At 47.3% G+C, this 20,432-nt stretch carries 15 protein-coding genes and 1 tRNA gene; 7 read left to right on the forward strand and 9 right to left on the reverse strand.

The window, feature by feature from the left end:
* Positions 1 to 129: 129 nt before the first annotated feature.
* Complete coding sequence (locus ABWH99_RS13175) at positions 130 to 867, forward strand: glycosyltransferase family 2 protein (protein ID WP_375582318.1); 738 nt, start codon at positions 130 to 132, stop codon at positions 865 to 867.
* Complete coding sequence (locus tag ABWH99_RS13180) at positions 860 to 3,112, forward strand: lipid-A-disaccharide synthase N-terminal domain-containing protein (protein WP_375582319.1); 2,253 nt, start codon at positions 860 to 862, stop codon at positions 3,110 to 3,112. Before ABWH99_RS13175 ends, ABWH99_RS13180 begins: the two co-directional genes overlap by 8 nt.
* 755 nt (positions 3,113 to 3,867) lie before the next feature.
* Here ABWH99_RS13180 and ABWH99_RS13185 read toward each other — a convergent pair.
* The 3 genes from ABWH99_RS13185 to ABWH99_RS13195 all read right to left on the reverse strand — a co-directional run bounded on the left by ABWH99_RS13185 (position 3,868) and on the right by ABWH99_RS13195 (position 5,902).
* Positions 3,868 to 4,266, reverse strand: coding sequence for an STAS/SEC14 domain-containing protein (locus tag ABWH99_RS13185; RefSeq protein WP_375582320.1), 399 nt, complete (start codon positions 4,264 to 4,266; stop codon positions 3,868 to 3,870).
* A gap of 230 nt (positions 4,267 to 4,496) precedes the next feature.
* Positions 4,497 to 5,267: a superoxide dismutase gene (locus tag ABWH99_RS13190; protein ID WP_375582321.1), complete on the reverse strand. Its 771-nt coding sequence runs from the start codon at positions 5,265 to 5,267 to the stop codon at positions 4,497 to 4,499.
* A gap of 341 nt (positions 5,268 to 5,608) precedes the next feature.
* Positions 5,609 to 5,902 (reverse strand): hypothetical protein, encoded by a 294-nt coding sequence (locus tag ABWH99_RS13195; protein WP_375582322.1) that lies wholly within the window; start codon positions 5,900 to 5,902, stop codon positions 5,609 to 5,611.
* Positions 5,903 to 6,330: 428 nt separating this feature from the next.
* Between ABWH99_RS13195 and ABWH99_RS13200 the strand changes: the two genes are divergently transcribed.
* Positions 6,331 to 6,711, forward strand: coding sequence for a 3D domain-containing protein (locus ABWH99_RS13200; protein WP_375582323.1), 381 nt, complete (start codon positions 6,331 to 6,333; stop codon positions 6,709 to 6,711).
* Between the two features lie 224 nt (positions 6,712 to 6,935).
* On the opposite strand, the gene ABWH99_RS13205 is transcribed toward ABWH99_RS13200, so the two are convergent.
* On the reverse strand, positions 6,936 to 8,462 hold the full coding sequence (locus ABWH99_RS13205; RefSeq protein WP_375582324.1) for an FG-GAP repeat domain-containing protein: 1,527 nt from the start codon (positions 8,460 to 8,462) through the stop codon (positions 6,936 to 6,938).
* A gap of 149 nt (positions 8,463 to 8,611) precedes the next feature.
* On the opposite strand from ABWH99_RS13205, the gene ABWH99_RS13210 reads away from it, so the two are divergent.
* Positions 8,612 to 8,881 carry a hypothetical protein gene (locus ABWH99_RS13210; RefSeq protein ID WP_375582325.1) on the forward strand — a complete coding sequence of 90 codons (270 nt, stop codon included), beginning with the start codon at positions 8,612 to 8,614 and terminating at the stop codon, positions 8,879 to 8,881.
* Positions 8,882 to 9,044: 163 nt separating this feature from the next.
* Positions 9,045 to 9,674 (forward strand): hypothetical protein, encoded by a 630-nt coding sequence (locus ABWH99_RS13215; protein WP_375582326.1) that lies wholly within the window; start codon positions 9,045 to 9,047, stop codon positions 9,672 to 9,674.
* A 527-nt stretch (positions 9,675 to 10,201) separates the two neighbouring features.
* Here ABWH99_RS13215 and ABWH99_RS13220 read toward each other — a convergent pair.
* The 5 genes from ABWH99_RS13220 to ABWH99_RS13240 all read right to left on the reverse strand — a co-directional run bounded on the left by ABWH99_RS13220 (position 10,202) and on the right by ABWH99_RS13240 (position 17,679).
* Positions 10,202 to 11,356: a TIGR03364 family FAD-dependent oxidoreductase gene (locus ABWH99_RS13220; RefSeq protein WP_375582327.1), complete on the reverse strand. Its 1,155-nt coding sequence runs from the start codon at positions 11,354 to 11,356 to the stop codon at positions 10,202 to 10,204.
* 497 nt (positions 11,357 to 11,853) lie between these two features.
* The gene (locus ABWH99_RS13225) at positions 11,854 to 12,759 is read right to left on the reverse strand and encodes an oxidoreductase (protein WP_375582328.1); all 906 of its coding nucleotides are present in this window, start codon (positions 12,757 to 12,759) and stop codon (positions 11,854 to 11,856) included.
* A gap of 553 nt (positions 12,760 to 13,312) precedes the next feature.
* Positions 13,313 to 14,836 (reverse strand): TolB family protein, encoded by a 1,524-nt coding sequence (locus ABWH99_RS13230; protein ID WP_375582329.1) that lies wholly within the window; start codon positions 14,834 to 14,836, stop codon positions 13,313 to 13,315.
* 143 nt (positions 14,837 to 14,979) lie between these two features.
* The gene (locus ABWH99_RS13235; RefSeq protein ID WP_375582330.1) at positions 14,980 to 15,645 is read right to left on the reverse strand and encodes a peptidoglycan recognition family protein; all 666 of its coding nucleotides are present in this window, start codon (positions 15,643 to 15,645) and stop codon (positions 14,980 to 14,982) included.
* A gap of 1,945 nt (positions 15,646 to 17,590) precedes the next feature.
* A tRNA-Ser gene (locus tag ABWH99_RS13240) sits at positions 17,591 to 17,679 on the reverse strand.
* A gap of 250 nt (positions 17,680 to 17,929) precedes the next feature.
* Between ABWH99_RS13240 and ABWH99_RS13245 the strand changes: the two genes are divergently transcribed.
* Positions 17,930 to 18,541: a fumarylacetoacetate hydrolase family protein gene (locus ABWH99_RS13245; protein WP_375582331.1), complete on the forward strand. Its 612-nt coding sequence runs from the start codon at positions 17,930 to 17,932 to the stop codon at positions 18,539 to 18,541.
* Positions 18,528 to 20,396, forward strand: a complete 1,869-nt coding sequence (locus ABWH99_RS13250; protein ID WP_375582332.1) for a M23 family metallopeptidase — start codon at positions 18,528 to 18,530, stop codon at positions 20,394 to 20,396. The genes ABWH99_RS13245 and ABWH99_RS13250 overlap by 14 nt, the downstream gene beginning before the upstream one ends.
* Positions 20,397 to 20,432: the final 36 nt, after the last annotated feature.

A 20,432-nucleotide genomic window follows, 5' to 3' on the forward strand; every position in this document is an offset into this window, starting at 1 on the left:
ATATTCGAGGATAAGAGGCATGCGATGTCTAATCAAAAATATAAATAAAAGTAATTTAAGCTTTTCTTAAGCGAATCTTAAGACAAATAACTTTACTTTTGCGATTAGTTGACCGAAATAGATAGTATATTGGAAGCAATTACCTTGGTGGTTCCCATCTATAACGAAGAGGGAAACATTGAACGGATTTTTTCTGGAGTAAATAAGTATAGACAGCAATCAGCATTTCCGGTTTTCACCCTATTTGTGGATGACGGCTCTACGGATGAAAGTCTGGCCCTCATCCGGGAAATCTGTTACCAAAACCAAGAATTTGGTTTCCTTGCTTTGGATTCAAACCGGGGCTTAAGTGCTGCGATAAAAGCCGGATTTGATTATTCAACGACCGAATGGGTTGGTTACATGGACGGAGACTTGCAAACGAGCCCCATGGATTTCCTAAAATTCGAACCTTTCCTTGGCAAATTTGACCTGGTAATGGGTGAGCGGACGGATAGAAAAGACGGCTGGAGTAAACGATTATCCTCTTCTTTTGCCAATTGGCTGCGGAACGTTTTTTTAAACGACGGCGTCAAGGACTCAGGTTGCCCGTTGAAAATAGTTAACAAAAGCTTCTTTGATAAAATTTCCTACTTTAATGGATTTCATCGGTTTTTCCCAGCTCTTACGCAAATACATGGAGGAAAAATAAAAGTGATTCAAGTGCAGCATTTCGAACGGAAAGCCGGAAAATCAAAGTTTAATACATTTAACAGGACGTTGCAACCCCTACTGGATTTACTATTGGTTTATCGGTTGAAACAACGCAGCCTTAGGTATTCGGTCAAAGAGTCTCAGGTGTTGAAAAACTTGGAGCCCCATGAATAATTTCCTTGTGCTTGCCCTAGGGCTATCCGCTCAAGGTTTATTTGCTGCGAGATTCGTGGTGCAGCTACTTCAATCAGAGAAATTAAATCGTGTCGCTTCTCCCGTTCTTTTTTGGCAATTGAGTCTCCTTGCCTCTTTTTTGTTATTGGTTTATGGTTTCTTCAGGAATGACATCGTTATTGTTGGAGGTCAACTGATAGGATTTTTAATTTATGTGCGCAATCTTCAACTCCATGGAAACTGGGATCGGTTACCTTTACTGGTACGCATACTGGCGTTTATAATGCCTGGCATGTTATTGCTTTTTTTGATTGTTGGATTGAATTTCAATTGGGACAATTTACTGGCCAACCCCGAAATTGACTCATTGTTGCTAACATGGGGAACGTTTGGACAGGTTATTTTTACCTCAAGATTTGTTGTCCAATGGTTGTATTCGGAAAAGCATGATGAATCTTCCTTCCCAGTGTCATTTTGGTATATCAGTATTTGTGGTTCTTTGTTGGTCGCAAGTTATGCTATTTTCCGAAAGGACGCGGTCCTCTTTATCGGGCAGGCGTTTGGACTGCTGGTATACCTTAGAAATCTATTTATTCACCACAAACCCGAAAGGTTTCCTTCCACCAATTTGATTTCTAAGTTTAAAAAATACCGACTTTTGGCCCTACTGATTTTTATGGGCATGGTTCTGTTTTTCAATTTGGGAAACTGGGAAGTTACAGAAAGCAGCGAAGCCCGCTACGCACAAATTGCCAAGGAGATGGTCCAATCGGGTGATTACCTCCATCCCAGTCTTATGGGAATTGGTCATTTTCATAAGCCTCCGATGACATATTGGATCACGGCCCTTTCGTACATGCTGTTTGGAATCTCATCCTGGTCTGCCCGCTTTTTTTTGCAAGTAGCCATACTTACTCAGATCTGGCTGGTGTACAAAACAGGAAAATTGCTTTTCAATAACAGCCAAATTGCTGCCTATGCGGCTTTTATCTATTCCTCTTTTTCAATTTTAGTCATATCCGGTCGAGCATTGACGACGGACACTTACTTGTCTCTTTCCGTGCTGGCAGCCATGTACGCCTGGTTTTTATACCTTAAAAACGATCGTAGGAGGTTTCTACTGGTTTTCTACCTAATGCTAGGTTTGGGTTTTTTGTGTAAAGGGCCCGTCGTATTGATTGTACCCCTGGTGGTACTATCCTTTCAGATTTATTACCAAAAAGTCGCCCTCCGTTCCCTAACGACTCACCTGATCGGAGCATTGGTTTTCTCAGCAATAGGGCTCGGCTGGTTTTTTTATTTGTACTGGGAAAATCCGGAGTTCTTAGATTATTTTGTTTTCAAGCACACGCTTCAGCGATTTTCTACCAATAATTTCAGCCGAAGCCAGCCGTTTTGGTTCTTCGGAGCAGTGGTTCTGATGGGTGCTTTTCCATGGATTTTAGTTGTTTTATCAAAAGCGAAATATCTATGGAAAGACAAAACCAATCCGGTTTTCCTGCTTTTGGTCTGGATTTTCATTCCCTTGGTGTTTTTTTCGCTGAGCCAGTCAAAACTGCTGCTATACATACTCCCAATTTTTCCCGCCATCGCCCTGACGGCAGCTTGGATTTGGCAAAAAATGGCCTCCCCCAGTCATGTAATCTGGGACCGGGTATTGTTCGGATTTCACTTACTTGTTATTATGGGGTTGACCTTTGTTCCGATTTTTGATCCTCAAATCGTTCTAACGTACAAGTTCTTTTTTATTCTGATCATCACCACTTCGATTTTGGTAGCCCTTCGATTTATTTCCATTCGACCAATGGAAAGAACCCTCATTGCTGCGGTTCTTTTTCTGGCAGGCATTACAGCCGCCTCAACATACTTCATGGGCAATAACCCCAAAGTTGTCAACGATCAGAAAAATATTGCAGCTTTTGTGCAACAACAGCTGCCGGAAAAGGAATCCATACTCGTTTATAATAAGCGATTGCCTTCCATATCTTTCCTCACAACAAAAAATATTATTTCTCTGTACGACGGCGCAGAAGAGCTGAACCGGGAAACCCAATTTGAAGAGAATGACGATTGGCGAGAAAACTTAATCAACCTGAAAACTGACGAAGATTGGCTTTTCCGGATAAATCCGGAGAACAATGTGCTGCTGATTAAAAAAAGTCGCCGGACAGCGGATCAAGAAAAATTAGCCGGAGACATTTTCAGCAAGCACATAGAAATTGACGGATGGTTAGTGTACTATTGATCGGACTTATCAATCGGCTGGGTATTCACCCTGATTTTTTCGCCGGTACACCCTATATTCCCCGAAGCAATAGTGGAGCCCACTTGCTCGATTGTATTTGAAAACGAACCCATTGAACCCAATTCGATGCGCCATGCGCCGGGAAAAATGTCGCAAACGTTTTTTCCTGGAAGGAACTCTCCTTACGTGTCTTGCAAGGATTGGCAATTACCGTGGGAAGTCTGGGCCTGGGATATTACCTGATGGTTCGAAGTGAAAGCATTGAACTGCTTCGGACCCTTATTTTCGCGACATTCGTTTTGCAAAACGTTTTTTTAACCTTGGTCCACCGATCATTTTACTAGTTCGTGCTGAAAAAAGTCATATGCCCCAATAACCTGATCGCGCTGGTTTTATTCATTTCCATCCCTTTATTGGCTATAATTACAACCGTTCCGGTAGGGCGACGAAGAAAACAAAGTATAATTGCAAGCAGCAGAACGGATCAACGCTTAATCCGGTATTCCGTATCTGCCCGGAAAAGCAAGGGAGTATGGCAAGATAGCACCACATCCTTTTTCTTTGATGGGATAATCTACCATCGGTTTGCAATTGACGCGATCTTATTTATTTTCTATGATCGCTTCGGGTTCGAATTTGCATGAAGCCCGGATACAGGAAGAATGTGATCAAAGGAATGCAAGTACTACTGCCTTTGATACAAAGGGAGATATTTCAAAAATGGAAAGGTTTGACGACTCTCTCTATAACACACCTCAACGATTGTTATACGCCAACAGCGCAGTGACCCAGGCTTCCGCTTCCGCATTGGTTTCGAAGACCTCGTAGGGAATTGGCTGCTGCTGGAAGGAAAAAATCATTTTTAACAGGGTACGAATGGCGGCAGTGGGAATGATATACGCAGTGCCCATACAATAGTCCTCCATTAGTTTTTTGTTTTCTCGTAACCATTCTCCCTGCATTTTTTGATGAGAAAAAGATGGAATGCCTGCCTTGGTAGCGTCGAATATCAGGGCAAGTTTTTTTTTATGCCGGTAACAGTTCTTTGTTTGCTCCAGATACCTCTGAAAATTGCTGTCATTGCCTTTATTCCCGGTAAAAGTGATTCTAACCAGTGGGAATGCCGACTCGTCGATAATCGCGTAACTCTCCATGCATACTCAACCCCGGTGGCGGCAAATGGTTGTAAAACGAGGCAAAAATCTACCGGAACCACCCGCGGGGAAGGAAACCGTCATCCGATTGGCAGCAAGGAAGAATTCTTCTCGCTGCGTACAGAAAATTGGCAATCATGCGCAAAAATTCATTCCCAGGCAAAACCACTTGGTTGTACCTACCGATTATTTCCAACCCGAGACAAAAACTACAGTATAACCGATAGCGATCAAACCAAGCGATCGTACCGCGTATTCACCTGCTCCCAGTCCACCAGGTTCCAAAAGGCATTTACGTAGTCCCCCCGTCTGTTTTGGTAGTTTAGGTAATAGGCATGCTCCCATACATCAATTCCCAGCAAGGGAATCCCTTGAAATTCAGATAGGTTCATTAGCGGGTTGTCCTGATTGGGCGTAGAGCCGACGGCCAATTGTTGGTTGTTATCCACTACCAACCAGGCCCAGCCGGAACCAAATCGGGTGCCTGCGGCAGTTTCGAACTGAGTTTTGAAGGCATTGAAATCGCCGAAAGTAGCGTCAATTGCCTCCGCAAGTTTTCCTGCAGGGCTGCCTGGCGCATCGGGGCGCATGAGTTTCCAAAACAATTCGTGGTTATAATGGCCGCCCCCGTTGTTGCGCATTTTTGTTGAATAGTTTGAAACATTCATCAGAACCTGCTCAAGCGGTTGGTTGGTATCCAGGTTTTCTTCCGCCATAGCATCCTGGAGGTTTTTTGCATACCCGGCTGCGTGCTTGCTGTAGTGAATTTCCATCGTTTCCGCATCGATGTGGGGTTCGAGGGCGTCAAACGCATAGCTAAGTGGGGTCTGCTCGTATCCAGTACTCAGACTTCCAACGGCCTCCTCAGTGTTTCGTTCGCTGCTACACGCGTGCAAAAAGGCCGTTCCGATCAGACTACTTCCGATACCAAGAGCGAGGCTAGCTCGGCCGCTTCTAGCCAAAAAGGACCGCCTGGACAATGCTGCTGTCGATTTCTTCATGAGTTGTTAGTTTTCGTGGACATTCTTCTTGAATCACCGGGTTTTAGTGGCAACTTTCCAAACGCACTGTTCAAAATTCAGTTTCTTGCAAGCTTGGATTACCTAAAAGAAAACCAAAAATGCCCGATTTGGTTTTACAAATTCAACGAATACGGGCGTTATGACCTGGAATGAGCGCGTTGCCGAACGGTCTATCGGTGTTCTCAGGGATTTCTTCAGGTCCAAAAATTTCTAATTCTCCTGCATCGATACCGTATTCATACAGTACTTCTCGGTTGTTATGAGCGGCATTACGACTATAAGGAAAACGAACGAAGAAGTCGGGAACGAGTTTCTAGTTTTTAATTTCCGTTTTTTGTGCCACAACGGGTTGTTTTGTTAGCTATTTTCAAGTACCGATAAAGCCACATTTTCCTGCCCGTGATAAGAGCGACAAGCAACAAGCCGGCGATTCCCCATTGCCACCCTTTCCAGCTACTGTGGTGACGGAGACCAGCGATGGCCACGGGATCTCCAAGAAGAACCAAGCCTGCCCAATAGTCAGGGCGCAGGGCCCTCCCGGTCGTGGTCTCCAGGTACCGCAACTTGGCCTCCTGCAATGCCTGGCTAAGGTTTCTAAAAGTATACGACTGCATGATTCAGAAAATTGCAGGAATATACCATAAAAACTTCCATTGATCCAAATAGCCTCCATGGGAATCTCGGAATTTCAGTAAAAAGCCAAAACAAGCCGTACTTTAACACACTTATATCGTACAAAAACAAAAATGTCATCGATCCGCCCTATGGGAATGGTCGCAAGCCTGCGAAGAGGCCTGGAAACGATTTTTCCGATTTTTCTGTTACTAATCCCTAGAGGGATCATCGAAAGGCGGCTTGGAAACGGGTTCCCTGCGGGTGTTTTTTGTTAGCTCTCGTAACTATTCCGGATCTCCCGTTTGCAGAAATCCTTCCGAATGATCAAACCTGCGCCAAAACCGAGCAGCACGAGAATCTTATCCGAATGCTGGGATATCAAGCCTGCGAGATCCATTCTAATTGCGCTCCAATCAACCCAACCGACATGAAATTGGCTCATTACATCCTTTCCTTTCTTTTATTCACACTGGTGGCTTGTACCGAAACGAAGACGCTCGAAGTGACGGCTACCGCCTACAATTCCGTGGAAAGTCAGACCAAGAAAGGAGACGCAGAGACCGCCGCCTGGGGAGACAAACTCAGACCAGGAATGAAGGCGGTCGCGGTATCCAGGGATCTTTTGAAGGAAGAAGGTATCGAACACGGCTCCGAGTTGCGAATTTCGGGCCTTCCCGGAACCTATCGGGTACTGGATAAAATGAACAAACGTTGGAAAAAGAAGATCGACATCTATATGGGTGAGAACGTTCAGCGGGCAAAAGAATGGGGCCGACAGAACGTCGAAATTACCTGGGTACTGGATTGAAACGGTTGGTTCGGGGGCGGTTTATCCGAAAGGCTTACAAACCTCAGCGCTGCGTAAACCAACATTCGATGGAAGTAGCGGTTGGGTAGTTGTAAAAAACGGGTAATTTTCTCACTTTCTTCGGTATCAACACCGGGACACACCGTTTGATCCTAAACTATACGAGCCGGGAGAAGAAACGGGAGATACTTCGGACCCTCGGTTGAAAATTACAGGCGATTTCTTCACTTCCGGCCGTTTTCCAGAATTAAAGCGGTCGGAATTTCGTCGATTCCCCGAAGCAAAAGGTTTGAATACTCCAGCAGGTTATGCGTGTAGGCGCCTAACACAATGTCTTTGTCTCCATCTCCGTCTACATCCCCTACATCCATGGTCAACCATTTTCCTAGGGCCGCTTCTTGGAGATAGTGAGGGGCAAACTGTAGGTTGCCTTGATTTTCAAATAGAAGAAATTGATGTTCCGGCTGTTCCAACTCGTCGTAAAATGCGATCGTAGCCAGGTCCTTATCTCCGTCTCCATCGAAGTCAATCGACATGATTTTCGCTGCGCCATATTGTGGAAAAAACCAAGATTCCTTAAATTCCCCGTTACCCGTATTTTCATAGACCCGAAATCCGTGGTAGGGTTTTGATACCGAGGAATAGTCCCAATTGTCACCATTGCTGATGAGCAGGTCCAACTCCCCGTCCCCATTGAGGTCCTGCAGTTCAAAATAGCTGCTACCCATCACGGGAGAAAATTGCAGCAATATTTTTTCGTGTTCAAACTGACCCTTTCCCCGATTGTAAAAAACGGATAGCCGTTCGTTTCCCTGGCAAAACAGCGCGACAATATCCGGTTTCCCATCTCGATTGAGGTCGCAGATTTCGACTTTTCGTGCGCCGGACCCTCCCAGTTGAATCGGCTTTGCTGAAAAATCACCGCCCCAATAGAGGGAGAGATTTCCCCCGTTGTGCCCAAAATTACAAAGTAAAAAATCAGGTCGACCGTCTTCGTTGAGATCCGCCCAATCCCCGTAGACCGGTCGCGGCAATTGGTCCAGAACACCGCTCCATGCGTTGCCGGGAATATCCATTTCGTACAGTGCCCCCTGGGACAGATCACTTGGTGCAATGGACCCAATGGTAATGAACTGGTAGACATTTGGCGCTTTTCGTAGGAAATGTACGGCCGGGCTGCCAATGGACGGTAGGGTGAATAACTCGTTGTTTGGTGCTACCGCGTACAGCTGGCCGGTACCTGCATCCGAGAGCAGCAGTTCCCCTCGTTCTTCGTTGATGGCTACCAGACTGGTTTTCGGACCTTGAATACCCTCAATAAATAGCTTTTTTGTAGTAAAGCCAACCAGTGGTTCCGGTCTCACTTTAGGAGACTGCCTGGGCAAAGTCGTGGGGGCTTCGGTCAGGTAAAAATCCTCGATCGCCTGGAAATCCTTTGGCGAAAGCAAGCTACTTGCGGGGTATACGCCCAGTTTTTTACGAATGGCGATCTCTTCGGCCGGCCGGTCCTTCCATACCCCCAGACGCTGCTGGGCGGCCCTGTCCCCCATTAACGCAGCCATCTGGGGCAAGACCTGTTTTTTCCATACCTCTTTGGGCAAAAGGGATGGGGACGGATACGCATGGCAAGTCCCGCAATGACTCTTTGCCAAAATACTCCCCGAAATTGGCGCTGCAGACTGCGCCGGCAAGGTATGATGGCTAAAAGATAGCAGCAACGCGTATACAAAGCGGGTAGGTAGTGATTTCATTTTTTGCCAAAAGCTTATTCCCCGGAAACCCATCGGGCTACCCGGCCACGAAGGCCAGCTATTTCATGCTCCGGAGGTCGATTTTCCATTGTTTGTTTGAATATAACTCGCACAAAGCGTATTTTAGGATTTTATTATAAAAATTTGTCATGACTGAAATACAAGAGTTCGTCGCTACCTACGCTGATTTGTTGAAATCCGACGAGGTTATTGTACATTGCGATACCGAAGGAAACATTTATTCCTCTATTGAGGCAGCCTATGCGGCCAAGAAATCGGGAAAAACCATCGAGCTTATCAATCTCCGGGAGACCGCCATGGAAGACTTGAAAGACATGGGGATTACCAAGACAGAGGCAAATCAGCTAATCCACTTACTGGAATTCCTTTACGCTGGAAAAAAACGACGCAGGAAGTAGCAGCAGTAGATCCGGGGGTGGCTTCTATGCCCTGGGGTCCAAAAACGTGCCAATTACGCGGTTCTTTATCGGTTGGGCAGGCCCTTCCTGCGCAAATCAGTTGAGTACTTCAGTGGGTTCTTATTTGATCATCCATTTATACATTCATTACATACGAAATACCATGAAAAAACTATCCCTCGTTGCTGGCAGCCTAGCATTGCTTGCTGCTTTTAGTTGCAACAATGCTACGAAAGTAGCAGAACAAGAGACTTCGACCAGCGATGCCAGCTTTACCCTGGTGCAGGATTCCACAAAAGTAAGCTTTGTTGCCTACAAGACCACCGACAAAGTACCGGTGGGCGGTCAGTTTACCAGCATTTCTATTGGTGATTTGGGTTCAGGAAGTACCGCCCTGGAAGCCATGGACGGAACAGAATTCAGTATTCCGGTGAGTAGCTTGTTTACAAACGATCCTACCGGCACCCGAGACCCAAAGATTCTGGAGTTTTTCTTTGGATTCATGGAAAATACAGAATTGATCTCCGGAGTATTTAAGGTAGGTCCTGACAAGCAGTGTGCCATTGACGTGAGTTTGAACGGGAAAACAGAATCCATCCCCCTGACCTATACGGTAGTAAACGACAGCAAGTACGTTTTTGACGGAGTCATGGAGCTAGCCAATTGGGATGCATTGGGAGCCGTGGCTTCCATCAATAAAGCCTGTGAAGCCTTGCACACCGGTGCCGATGGCATTAGCAAAACCTGGAGCGAAGTAGCCGTACATGCGGAAGTATTGTTGGCGAAAAAATAACACGAGGCAGGTTACACGTAAAATAAAAAACACGCCCACGTCAGATGGTCTGGCGTGGGATTTTTTAATGGGTAGGTATCGCCTTTGACAGCTTCCTGGTAAATATGGTTATTGCCGGCAAGTAGAACGTTTCGTTGTTTTGGCGCGAACGCAGATCGGTGGCTGTACTACAGCAAATGCCGACCCATTGAACCAAGACTTTTGGAAAAATCGGATATCCAGGATAACGAGGTACGGTTTGCCTGGGGTATCCGAAAAGAACCGAAGCGATTGGAACGTAAAAAATCTGTTAGTTATCGGGACCGACCTTGGTAAGCAGCGTTTTACTGCCAACTTGATACCACCCCCTCTTTTCAACCCGAAATAGGCAATGGGGTTCGTCCTGTGGGATGTAACCACCAGTAGAAATTCAGCCTGTTTGAAGAATGAGTCACCACAGCGCTATGGTGAAGTCGAAAATAGCAACGACCTGACTGGTTTTGAAGGGGGTTTCTCTAAGTAATAGAAGGTCTTTTGCGTATTTCGGGTCAATTCATAATTTCCTGCAGACTTGCAAGGGTGTAGCCAATCCCGGTGGTCATGCCTTTGCCACCCATCCCTGTACGGATGTATATGTTTTTCGATACTGCGTCTTCCACGATGCCTGTCTGCGTACTCAGGTAGTAGTATCCAATCCAGGTGGACGCAATGCGTCGTAGATCAATTTCGACGATGCGGTTTGCCTCTTGCAGGATAAGTTCATTTACCTCCAGATCAATTGAATAACCCAGCGTAGCGATTTGGCTTGGATGGGCATACCGATGAGAGTCTCCAATCAGCAAGCTGCCATCCAACGCTTGTTTGAAAAGGAGATGAATGCCGTGCTGCTGCAAGGTTCGGTACCTTTGTACCGGTCGAAGCTTTGGAAAAGACGGGCAATGATGTGCGAAACTTTCGTACCTCCGTATGGAAAGACCGGTAAGAATATTTCCTGATAACGCTACCTTATGGTTCGGATGGGTGCGCATCATTTGTAGCTTGCATACCTGCCGCCCCGGAGCGAAAAAACGTTCCGGAAAAAGGAGATCAACCTCTGCTCCATTGCAGATGATCACTTTATCTGCTACCCACTCCGCGCCATGCACCGTTACTGTTGCCCCACTGTTGGAGTCGAAACAGCGGGTAACAGGGGATCGGAACTGCAAGCAGAAGTCTGGAAAGCGACTTTTCAGGTAGCTGTGAACTTGAGTAAGCAGGCGTTCCGGCTCCAAGCTGAGCTCTTGCGGAAAATACAAGGCCTCCCTGGCGTAGCTGCTTCTAATGAACGGGTAATTTTTTAGCAGATTATTACCGGACAAAAGCGTACAGGGATATCCTTTGGTATCGTAGTGTGCCTGTAGCTCATGCAGAAGCTGTACTTCGTCTGCATCGGAGGCCAGGTATACCGAACCCTGTTCGCGTACCTGGATTCCCGCGGTATGTTTGAGTGTACGATAAATGTCCAGACTGCTACACCCGAAGTCAAACCACCTACCGGCCAGGCCGGAGGGAATCACTTGTCCGAAATTTCGGACCGATGCTCCCCGAGGGGAACTGTCTTTTTCAAGAAGGGCGACACGCAAGCCCATTTCAAGGGCATGATAGGCATGGAAGGTACCCATGATGCCTGCCCCTACGACTATCAGATCGAATCGTTTTTCCATTGTATGCTTTTTTTGACTCAGGCGAATCGAGGCCGTGTTCAGTTGAACGTCGTTTATAAGTACAATTTACCGAAAGTCCACGAAATCTGCCCCCAACACCGGGAAATTGGCTTGAAGGAAATGCAAGGATTCGTTCGACTGCGCAGGCAGAGAAGGCTGGATCCGCGCATTTGCCTGCTCTATCGGGTTCCCGATTAGCTGTACCCCTTGAAGTGGCATCCTGCTGCCTCATGCATTTCAAGGAGAAATGATTCCAAGAGGCGCAGGAAAATGAAATACCCGTATGAAAGCAAATACAGAAGAAATGCGGCCACCTGATCCCCGGCTTACGGCAACAAATTGATGGGAGTAGGTGTAGGATTTCATCGGTATGGGTAGCAAGGATTTGGTGCCACAGAACGATTTTCGGTTTCTCGGGTAGTATTTACCTGTCGTTCATGCCATGGCGTCGATTGCCCTCTCGTTGTGTCCGGTTCGGATCTGCCCTAGGGCGCTGTTTACAGGTAGGAAAGGCCAACCAACTTCTCGGATACTTCCCATAAACGCTTGCCCAAGGTCTCGTCTTTTGACAAATCCGAGCTGCTGGCTCTACCCGGTTTCCCTTTGAGTTCCCTAAAGCCCGTCGGCCCAAAATAGTCTCCCCCGGTTGTCTCGCCTATTGCGGCCAGAAGACTGGGCTTGGCGCCTTCACGAGAGCTGTGGGTGAAGAATGGACCGATGGTATTGGACAGTATCGTAAATAGCAAGCGGGGCAAATGTCTGCCCAACTCCGTTGTAGCCACCCCAGGATGGGCTGCGGTGGAAAGCGTGTCGGTATGTCCGGCCTTTTCCAGTCTCCGCTGTAATTCGTACGCATACAGCAAACAGGCCAATTTTGATTGGGCGTACGCGTTTTGTGCCGAATAGCTTTTTTCGCTTTGGAGGTCCTCAAAATTGATTTGCCCGCGTTTGTGGATAATGGAACTTAAGGAAACGATTCTCGATGCCGGTGTTTTTAGCAGGTTTGGAAGCAGAAGGCCGGTCAACAAAAAGTGCCCCAGGTAATTGGACACAAACTGTAGTTCGAAACCCTCTTCCGTTCGGGTATAAGGCGGCATCATTACCCCGGCATTGTTGATCAGCACGTCCAACCGCTCGTAGGCTGTCTGAAATTCGGCAGCCATGTTTCGGACCGACTGCAGGCTACTCAGGTCCAGCTCCATGATGTCCAGCTCGGCTTCGGGCACTTCCTTACGAAGGGCTTCCCGGGCCTTGCGAGCTTTGGAAATGTTACGGCAAGCCATAATGACCCGTGCCCCTTTTAGAGCCAATGCCAATGTGGTCTCGTAGCCCAGACCCGCGTTGGCCCCTGTGACTATAATGACGCGTCCCTTTTGCGAGGGGAGATTGTTAAGGATATCCATAGGAGATGTTTCGTTTTATGGTGGATCGTAGCTTGTGACAGCCGCCTGATTTTTTTTGAACTAGTATCGGTTTCCCGGTTAACCTTCCCTGTTTCGCTATTTTCAACCAGCAGGGTTGTTTACATAAAACCCCCGTGACGGGTGACGGATTTCGGAGAAGCCCGGGCGTCTCAGACTCAAACCTATGCCAGCACATGCGAATTCGTGAGCACGGTTTTTCATCGATGGAGCAACGAATAGCCGTCTTGGGCCACCAAGCTGACAGCCGGAGCTGGAACCGGGATTTTTTTTTAAGGTACGAATTAAAGATAAGGAATCAATGGTAAAAAGCTACATGCACCGACATTGGATTGCATCCATTCCTCCGGAAAAACGATTTTCGATTGGTTTCCATTCGTACAACTTTTTACAGACAGCCCGGACCATCTTTGTTTTGTTGTTACACCAGCCTAGTACAGAAAAATATCCCGCTAAGTATTTTGATAGCTATTACTCTCAAGTTTCACACGCACCTTCTGTCAAAAATTGCCAAGCATGCAAGTAGCCCACTGGCCTAGTGCAATACCCCAATCATAAGTTCGTCTCCCGGCGTATCGGTGACCATCTGTAGGTCGTTGCCGTTGGCATCGATACTCCAGAGGTTACTGTTATCCTGGTCGTGATAGCCATTCATGATAATGCGGGTACCACCTGCATAGTAGTGAGGATACCCGAACCCGGTATAGCGAGGATCAAAGCGGTAAAGCTCGATCGGTTGGGCGCCGTCGGTAAGTTCGAGCCGGTAGATACCTGCTGTCCCCTGGGTTCCACTTATGAAAATAAGGTCCTTGCCATCCGGTGAAATGGCCGGCTGATCGACCCAGATACCCCGAGCGCTTATGTCGATGAAATCACGAGCAGCGCCCGTCTCTGGGTTTAGGAATCGAAGCCTCTCAAACTCACCGGTTTTAGCATGAGAGTAAATGATCTCACCTGTTGCCGGGGACACCACAAAGTCAATGACCTGTGATTCTTCCTTCCAGTGCTCCGTAAGGTAGCGCCAGGTTCCGGATTCGATGTCGTAGGCGGCCAGGTCTCGGTATTTGTACTCATTTCCAACGCCAACGACACCGGGTTTGCTAGAATCATAACCCTGCGCAGGGTTGTACCGCATGAAGTAAACGGTCTTGCTGTCCTTGGAAAAACGAGGCCTACCGGTGTCATAAAGGGTTTGCCAGGTGTGCCCGGGCCACCGCGTACCATCGGATGGGATCAGGATCTCTTCGGTTGAGCTACAGCGTCTAAGGACCATGCCCGTATAATTTACAGAGTCTCCATTAATCCAACTAAAGTTTTTCTGATAGGCGATCCACTCTCCATTTGGTGAAATGTCTAAAGCAGGCAGATTGCCACTGTTGAAGATGCTCTCCCGGCCGCTGCCATCAAAGTTCATCACGTAGGTATCTATCTCGTAATGGTAAATGATTTTGGGCTGGTCGAAGCAACCTCTTGCCAAATCAGGATCGATGAAACCAGCGATATCAAAATCAGCAGACCTTTCTGCAAGCACTTTGCCCTCGGCGTCCAGTATTTCTACCGTGATCGTTTCTTCGCCTTCCCTCACACCTACACAGTTCATTACCCTTCCCGCTACCGTAGGGTTGGTTAGGGCTATACCGGCATCCTGCATCTGTGCCCGTTCCTCGGTCAATGTCCATCGGTATTGCAGCTCGTCCAGGTCGCCTTCATGACCCACTACATTGAGCCGGAAAGTGGCTACCCCATTGATCGGAAGTTTGTTATCCCTCATGTCACCGGTGACCAAAAAACCGGTCGAGAGATTACTTGCCGGAACCTCTTCCTCAATAGGTTCCTCCTCGTCTACGTCAGGGTCAGGCGCTTCCGTTGGTTGGCAAGCAAACATCAGCGCAAGAAGGAAAAAAAAGATGCCGGTGTTGAAGATATTTAGTCGGAAAAAACCCGTCACCCAGGTTTTTAGAACTTGGTTTTGAACGAATGCGGATCGAAACTTCTTTGAAATCAGCCCCCTGAATGAAGCAAGGCCACTCGTTGGGTGAAATAATCGATTCTGTTTCATAAGAACCTGTGGTGTAAACCTAAGGACCAGCGAATGAATGGTAAATCAGCTATTGAATTTACGAAACGAAAAGCCATTTCCAAGCAGAATGTATAAAAAAGTGACTCTTCTACTATCCACGTTTTTGTGCATCAATGGGAAAGTTACCGTTCAGGCCTGCTCTTAAAGGAAAGATCGGACAGTTCTTTCCGTAGGCGTTTCATGAACCTGTCTCCGGGATCTTGTTTTTGGGTGATGTAGTTTGGGTCAGATTCTTTCCAAAGAGGGCTTCCTTGGAAAACATCGTACTCATGATGGCCGATAAGGTATTCGATCTCGTGTTTTTTACGCAGGTAACGGATTAATTCAGCGTTTGCCTTGAGCTGGGCCCTCGTCAAAGGTGCAGCCGGACCGCCGATGTTTTCGATACCAATGGCCATGTAATTAAGTCCAATGGTATGCCTGGCAAAGGTAGTATCCGGAAGAAGTCTAAAAATTGTCCCGTCCCGATCTACCAGGAAATGCGCAGAAATATTCAGCCGGCTTGCGGAGGTAAGTTCGGGCCTGCCAGCCAGTTGCACCGGATTAAAAACATCAAAGGTTGCCTCCAAAGAATAGACGGCTGTCCAATGCACAACCACCATTTTGGGCTCGATCGTCGCGGTTTCCTGACGGATACCGTGCCTTTTCTCCAGGTATTCCAAAGATAGTTGTTGTCGTTTCTCGTTAAAAAGGATTGGTTTCTCGAAAATACGAAAGGTTTGGGCCTCTGCGTAGGAAGTCAGGGCCAAAACAAGTAGTAAAGCAGTTGTTTGAATAAATTTTATCATGGGGCGGGATATCAGAAAGATTGTAAATTTAAACCAAATACTCCGGAATTGCGCCGTTGACCGAACAGAAAGTTCCGGAAATTAGCTTGCGTGCAGTCCCATAATCGTCCACATCTTTCTGGCAGCGTCCATCGGTATTGGAGAACATCCATCCGTATTACCGGTGTAGGCTACGACCGTTTGTCGAAAACTAACCGACCCGTTTATGGGATGTATGTTGAACGGCATATTCCAGGTACGCAAAAAAAAGTCAAAATTAGGTTGTTAGCAGTTTCTCCGACAGGATCATGTTTCGGTGGGTCAAATAAATGGTTTCAGCCACTCATCCTTCACTAGGTATCGCATTAAAAGGTGATCACAGCTCATCGAATTCATCGAAACGGCCCCATTCAGTAAGAAAAAAACCCTGTACAACGCATTCTTTCTGCTTTGTACAGGGTCTTCCGTAGAGAGTGGGGGATTCGAACCCCCCGGTACGCTGTTAGACGTACGACAGTTTATCCGCCGCGGCGGATGGTTTCAGCCACTCAGCCTTCGCTTGATCCATTAAAATGAGTTGGGAAAGGTGATTACAGTTGATCGAATTAATCAAAAACGGACCCTTTCACTAAGAAAAAAACCCTGTACAATGCATTGTTTTTGCTTTGTACAGGGCCTTCCGTAGAGAGTGGGGGATTCGAACCCCCGGTACGCTGTTAGACGTACGACAGTTTATCCGCCGCGGCGGATGGTTTCAGCCACTCAGCCTTCGCTTGATCCATTAAAATGAGTTGGGAAAGGTGATTACAGTTGATCGAATTAATCAAAAACGGACCCTTTCACTAAGAAAAAAACCCTGTACAATGCATTGTTTTTGCTTTGTACAGGGCCTTCCGTAGAGAGTGGGGGATTCGAACCCCCGGTACGCTGTTAGACGTACGACAGTTTATCCGCCGCGGCGGATGGTTTAAGCCACTCAGCCTTCGCTTGATCCATTAAAATGAGTTGGGAAAGGTGATTACAGTTGATCGAATTAATCAAAAACGGACCCTTTCACTAAGAAAAAAACCCTGTACAATGCATTGTTTTTGCTTTGTACAGGGCCTTCCGTAGAGAGTGGGGGATTCGAACCCCCGGTACGCTGTTAGACGTACGACAGTTTATCCGCCGCGGCGGATGGTTTAAGCCACTCAGCCTTCGCTTGATCCATTAAAATGAGTTGGGAAAGGTGATTACAGTTGATCGAATTAATCAAAAACGGACCCTTTCACTAAGAAAAAAAACCTGTACAATGCATTGTTTTTGCTTTGTACAGGGCCTTCCGTAGAGAGTGGGGGATTCGAACCCCCGGTACGCTGTTAGACGTACGACAGTTTATCCGCCGCGGCGGATGGTTTCAGCCACTCAGCCTTCGCTTGATCCATTAAAATGAGTTGGGAAAGGTGATTACAGTTGATCGAATTAATCAAAAACGGACCCTTTCACTAAGAAAAAAACCCTGTACAATGCATTGTTTTTGCTTTGTACAGGGCCTTCCGTAGAGAGTGGGGGATTCGAACCCCCGGTACGCTGTTAGACGTACGACAGTTTATCCGCCGCGGCGGATGGTTTAAGCCACTCAGCCTTCGCTTGATCCATTAAAATGAGTTGGGAAAGGTGATTACAGTTGATCGAATTAATCAAAAACGGACCCTTTCACTAAGAAAAAAACCCTGTACAATGCATTGTTTTTGCTTTGTAAAGGGTCTTCCGTAGAGAGTGGGGGATTCGAACCCCCGGTACGCTGTTAGACGTACGACAGTTTATCCGCCGCGGCGGATGGTTTCAGCCACTCAGCCTTCGCTTGATCCATTAAAATGAGTTGGGAAAGGTGATTACAGTTGATCGAATTAATCAAAAACGGACCCTTTCACTAAGAAAAAAACCCTGTACAATGCATTGTTTTTGCTTTGTAAAGGGTCTTCCGTAGAGAGTGGGGGATTCGAACCCCCGGTACGCTGTTAGACGTACGACAGTTTAGCAAACTGCTGGTTTAAGCCACTCACCCAACTCTCTAAATGGTTTGAAGCTCAACTAAATTCCGCCACCTTTCGGCGAACAGTGACGCAAATATAAACCAATATTCCCCAATTTAACAAAATCAATTCTCGAAAAATCCGCATTTTTTTCGGCTTCCCAGGCTAACCGATTTTGAGCCAGCAGCCTATCCTCATCGGCTTTTCCGGGCAGCGCCACCAATCACGTATTTCGGCTTTTGAAATCCTACGAATATGCGTTTATTTGTAGCTCGTTCACGCTGTTACCTATGAAAATAATCGCCATCGGCCGCAATTATGCCGCGCATATCGAAGAGTTGAAAAACGAAAAACCGTCGGAACCGGTGGTTTTTATGAAACCGGATACTGCTTTGCTTAAAGACAACGCCCCCTTCTACCATCCGGACTTTTCCCAGGATATCCACCACGAAGTCGAATTGGTCCTGAAAATAAAAAAAGAGGGCAAGTACATCGACCGAAAATTTGCTCATACCTACTACGACGAAATCGGTGTTGGCATCGATTTTACTGCCCGCGACCTGCAGCAAAAATGCAAGGAAAAAGGTCTACCCTGGGAAATCGCCAAGGCTTTCAATGGGTCTGCCCCCGTGGGCGCATTTCGACCGGTAAGCGATTTCCCCGACGTCAGCAACATCAATTTTCACCTGAACATAAATGGAGAACGCCGGCAAACAGGAAATACCTCCCTGTTGATTTTTCCCTTTGATGTGATTTTGTCCTACGTGTCGCGGTTTTTTACCCTGAAGACGGGAGACCTCATTTTCACCGGTACGCCGGCCGGTGTAGGAAAAGTAACCATTGGAGATCGGTTGGAGGCCTATGTGGAGCAAGAAAAATTACTCGAAGTTGAAATTAAATAAATCCCGCACGCTACTCTTTTTATTCGTTACGGCATTTGCCTTCTTTTCGCAGACGGAAAGGAATTACTACCTCTTTCCCATTAAACCGGGGCAACGGAATTTCCTGGCGGGAAACATGAGTGAAATTCGCTCCAATCATTTCCATACCGGATTGGATATCAAAACCGAAGGAAGACAGGGCCTTCCCGTATATGCGGCTGCAGATGGCTACGTATCCCGCATGAAAATTTCCTCTTTTGGCTACGGCAACGTGGTCTACCTCAAGCATCCCAATGGAACTTCGACTGTATACGCCCATCTGCGCGAACTGGAAGAACCGCTGGCCAGTGCCATGAAAGCGAAATTGTACGAGGTCAAACAAAACGAGTGGGAGTATTTTCCGGAACCCGGGGAGCTCTCCGTCAGGCAGGGAGATGTTATTGCCTATTCCGGCAATACGGGAAGTTCGGGTGGTCCCCACCTGCATTTTGAGATTCGGGATTCCCTGGATCGGGCCATTGATCCCCTGCACGCTGGCTTTTCCGAAATAAAAGACAGCACCTCCCCCATTGTTCGCAGGGTAGCCATCAGCCCCCTGGATGCAGATAGCCGGGTGAATGGCTTGTTTGAGCGGCAGGAATTCTACCTGACCTACCGCAATGGAGCCTTCCAGGTGGCGGAAACCATCCGCATTTCTGGCAAAGTAGGCATCGAGCTCTGGGCCTACGACCAACTCGATGAAATGTACAACCGAAACGGATTTCCCATTTACGAACTTTTTGACGGAACGCAGCGGATTTTTCGTTCCGAGGTCAACCAAGTGGATTTTCGTCTGGGACGCCACATCCTGTTGCATACCTACCGCAACCGGTACACCCGCCTGTACAAGTTGCCGGCCAATCAATTTGCGTTTTACGAACCTGATACCGCATTTAGCGGAGCCGTTTCTGCCCTTCCTGGAGAAGCAAAATCCATTTCTGTGCGCCTGGAGGATGCCTACCAGAATGAATCCCGATTGGAACTCAATTTTCTGGGAGAGGAAGCCCCCCGGCAGCTGGGAAGGTACAATGGTACCTCTGGAAGGCAATCTGTGGAATACCGTGAAAACCAGTTGATCGTCCATGCTCCGGTACAGGGTCAGGGAAGCCTGGCCAGATTTTATGTGCACGGGTACAGCGTGGAAATACCCTATGCGTACGAGGGTACCAACAAGCGCACCTACCTATGGGACATGCAACTGGGAATTCCCGATTCCGTAGACCTTTGTTCGGAAACCATCGTTCCGGAAATAAATGGCCGCATTCCCGCAGGTAAAGAAATCCATTTCGATGACGGACAGGTACACATTCAGTTTGAGAAAGAAACGCTCTTCGACGACCTTTACCTAAGGCTTCAACCGTTTTGGGAGGACGGCTTTCCCGGCCTTGCGATCAACGATCCCTATACCTACCTGTGGAATTCCATGCATGTGCAACTGTCTTTTCCGGAATTCAAGGGAAACAAAGCACAAACGCAGGTATACCTGCTGCACGAAAACGGCTACAAGAGTTTCCTGGGTGGCGATTGGGAGGGTGACCGGGTTCGGTTTTCTACACGAAATGGTGGCAAGTTTGTGCTGGCCAGGGACTCCCTGCCTCCCAGTATTCGACCCATCCGGGTAAACAACCGGGAATTGCGTTTTGGCATCCGGGACGAGCTGTCAGGAATCGAAGACTTCAATGCCTGGGTAGATGGGCAGTGGATACAGTTGCGGTACGAACACAAGCAATCCCTGATACGATCCGACCCTCCAGCAGGCAAAGTATTGAAAGGGGAAGTGCTTTTAAAAGTTCGAGACCGGGCAAATAACGAAGCCATTTATAGGGGAAAAATTTAATTTATTCCGATATTTAGGGCATCAAATCAATTAACC

Origin of the sequence: Cyclobacterium xiamenense, assembly GCF_042140265.1 — a bacterium.
GTDB classification, from domain to species: domain Bacteria; phylum Bacteroidota; class Bacteroidia; order Cytophagales; family Cyclobacteriaceae; genus Cyclobacterium; species Cyclobacterium xiamenense_A.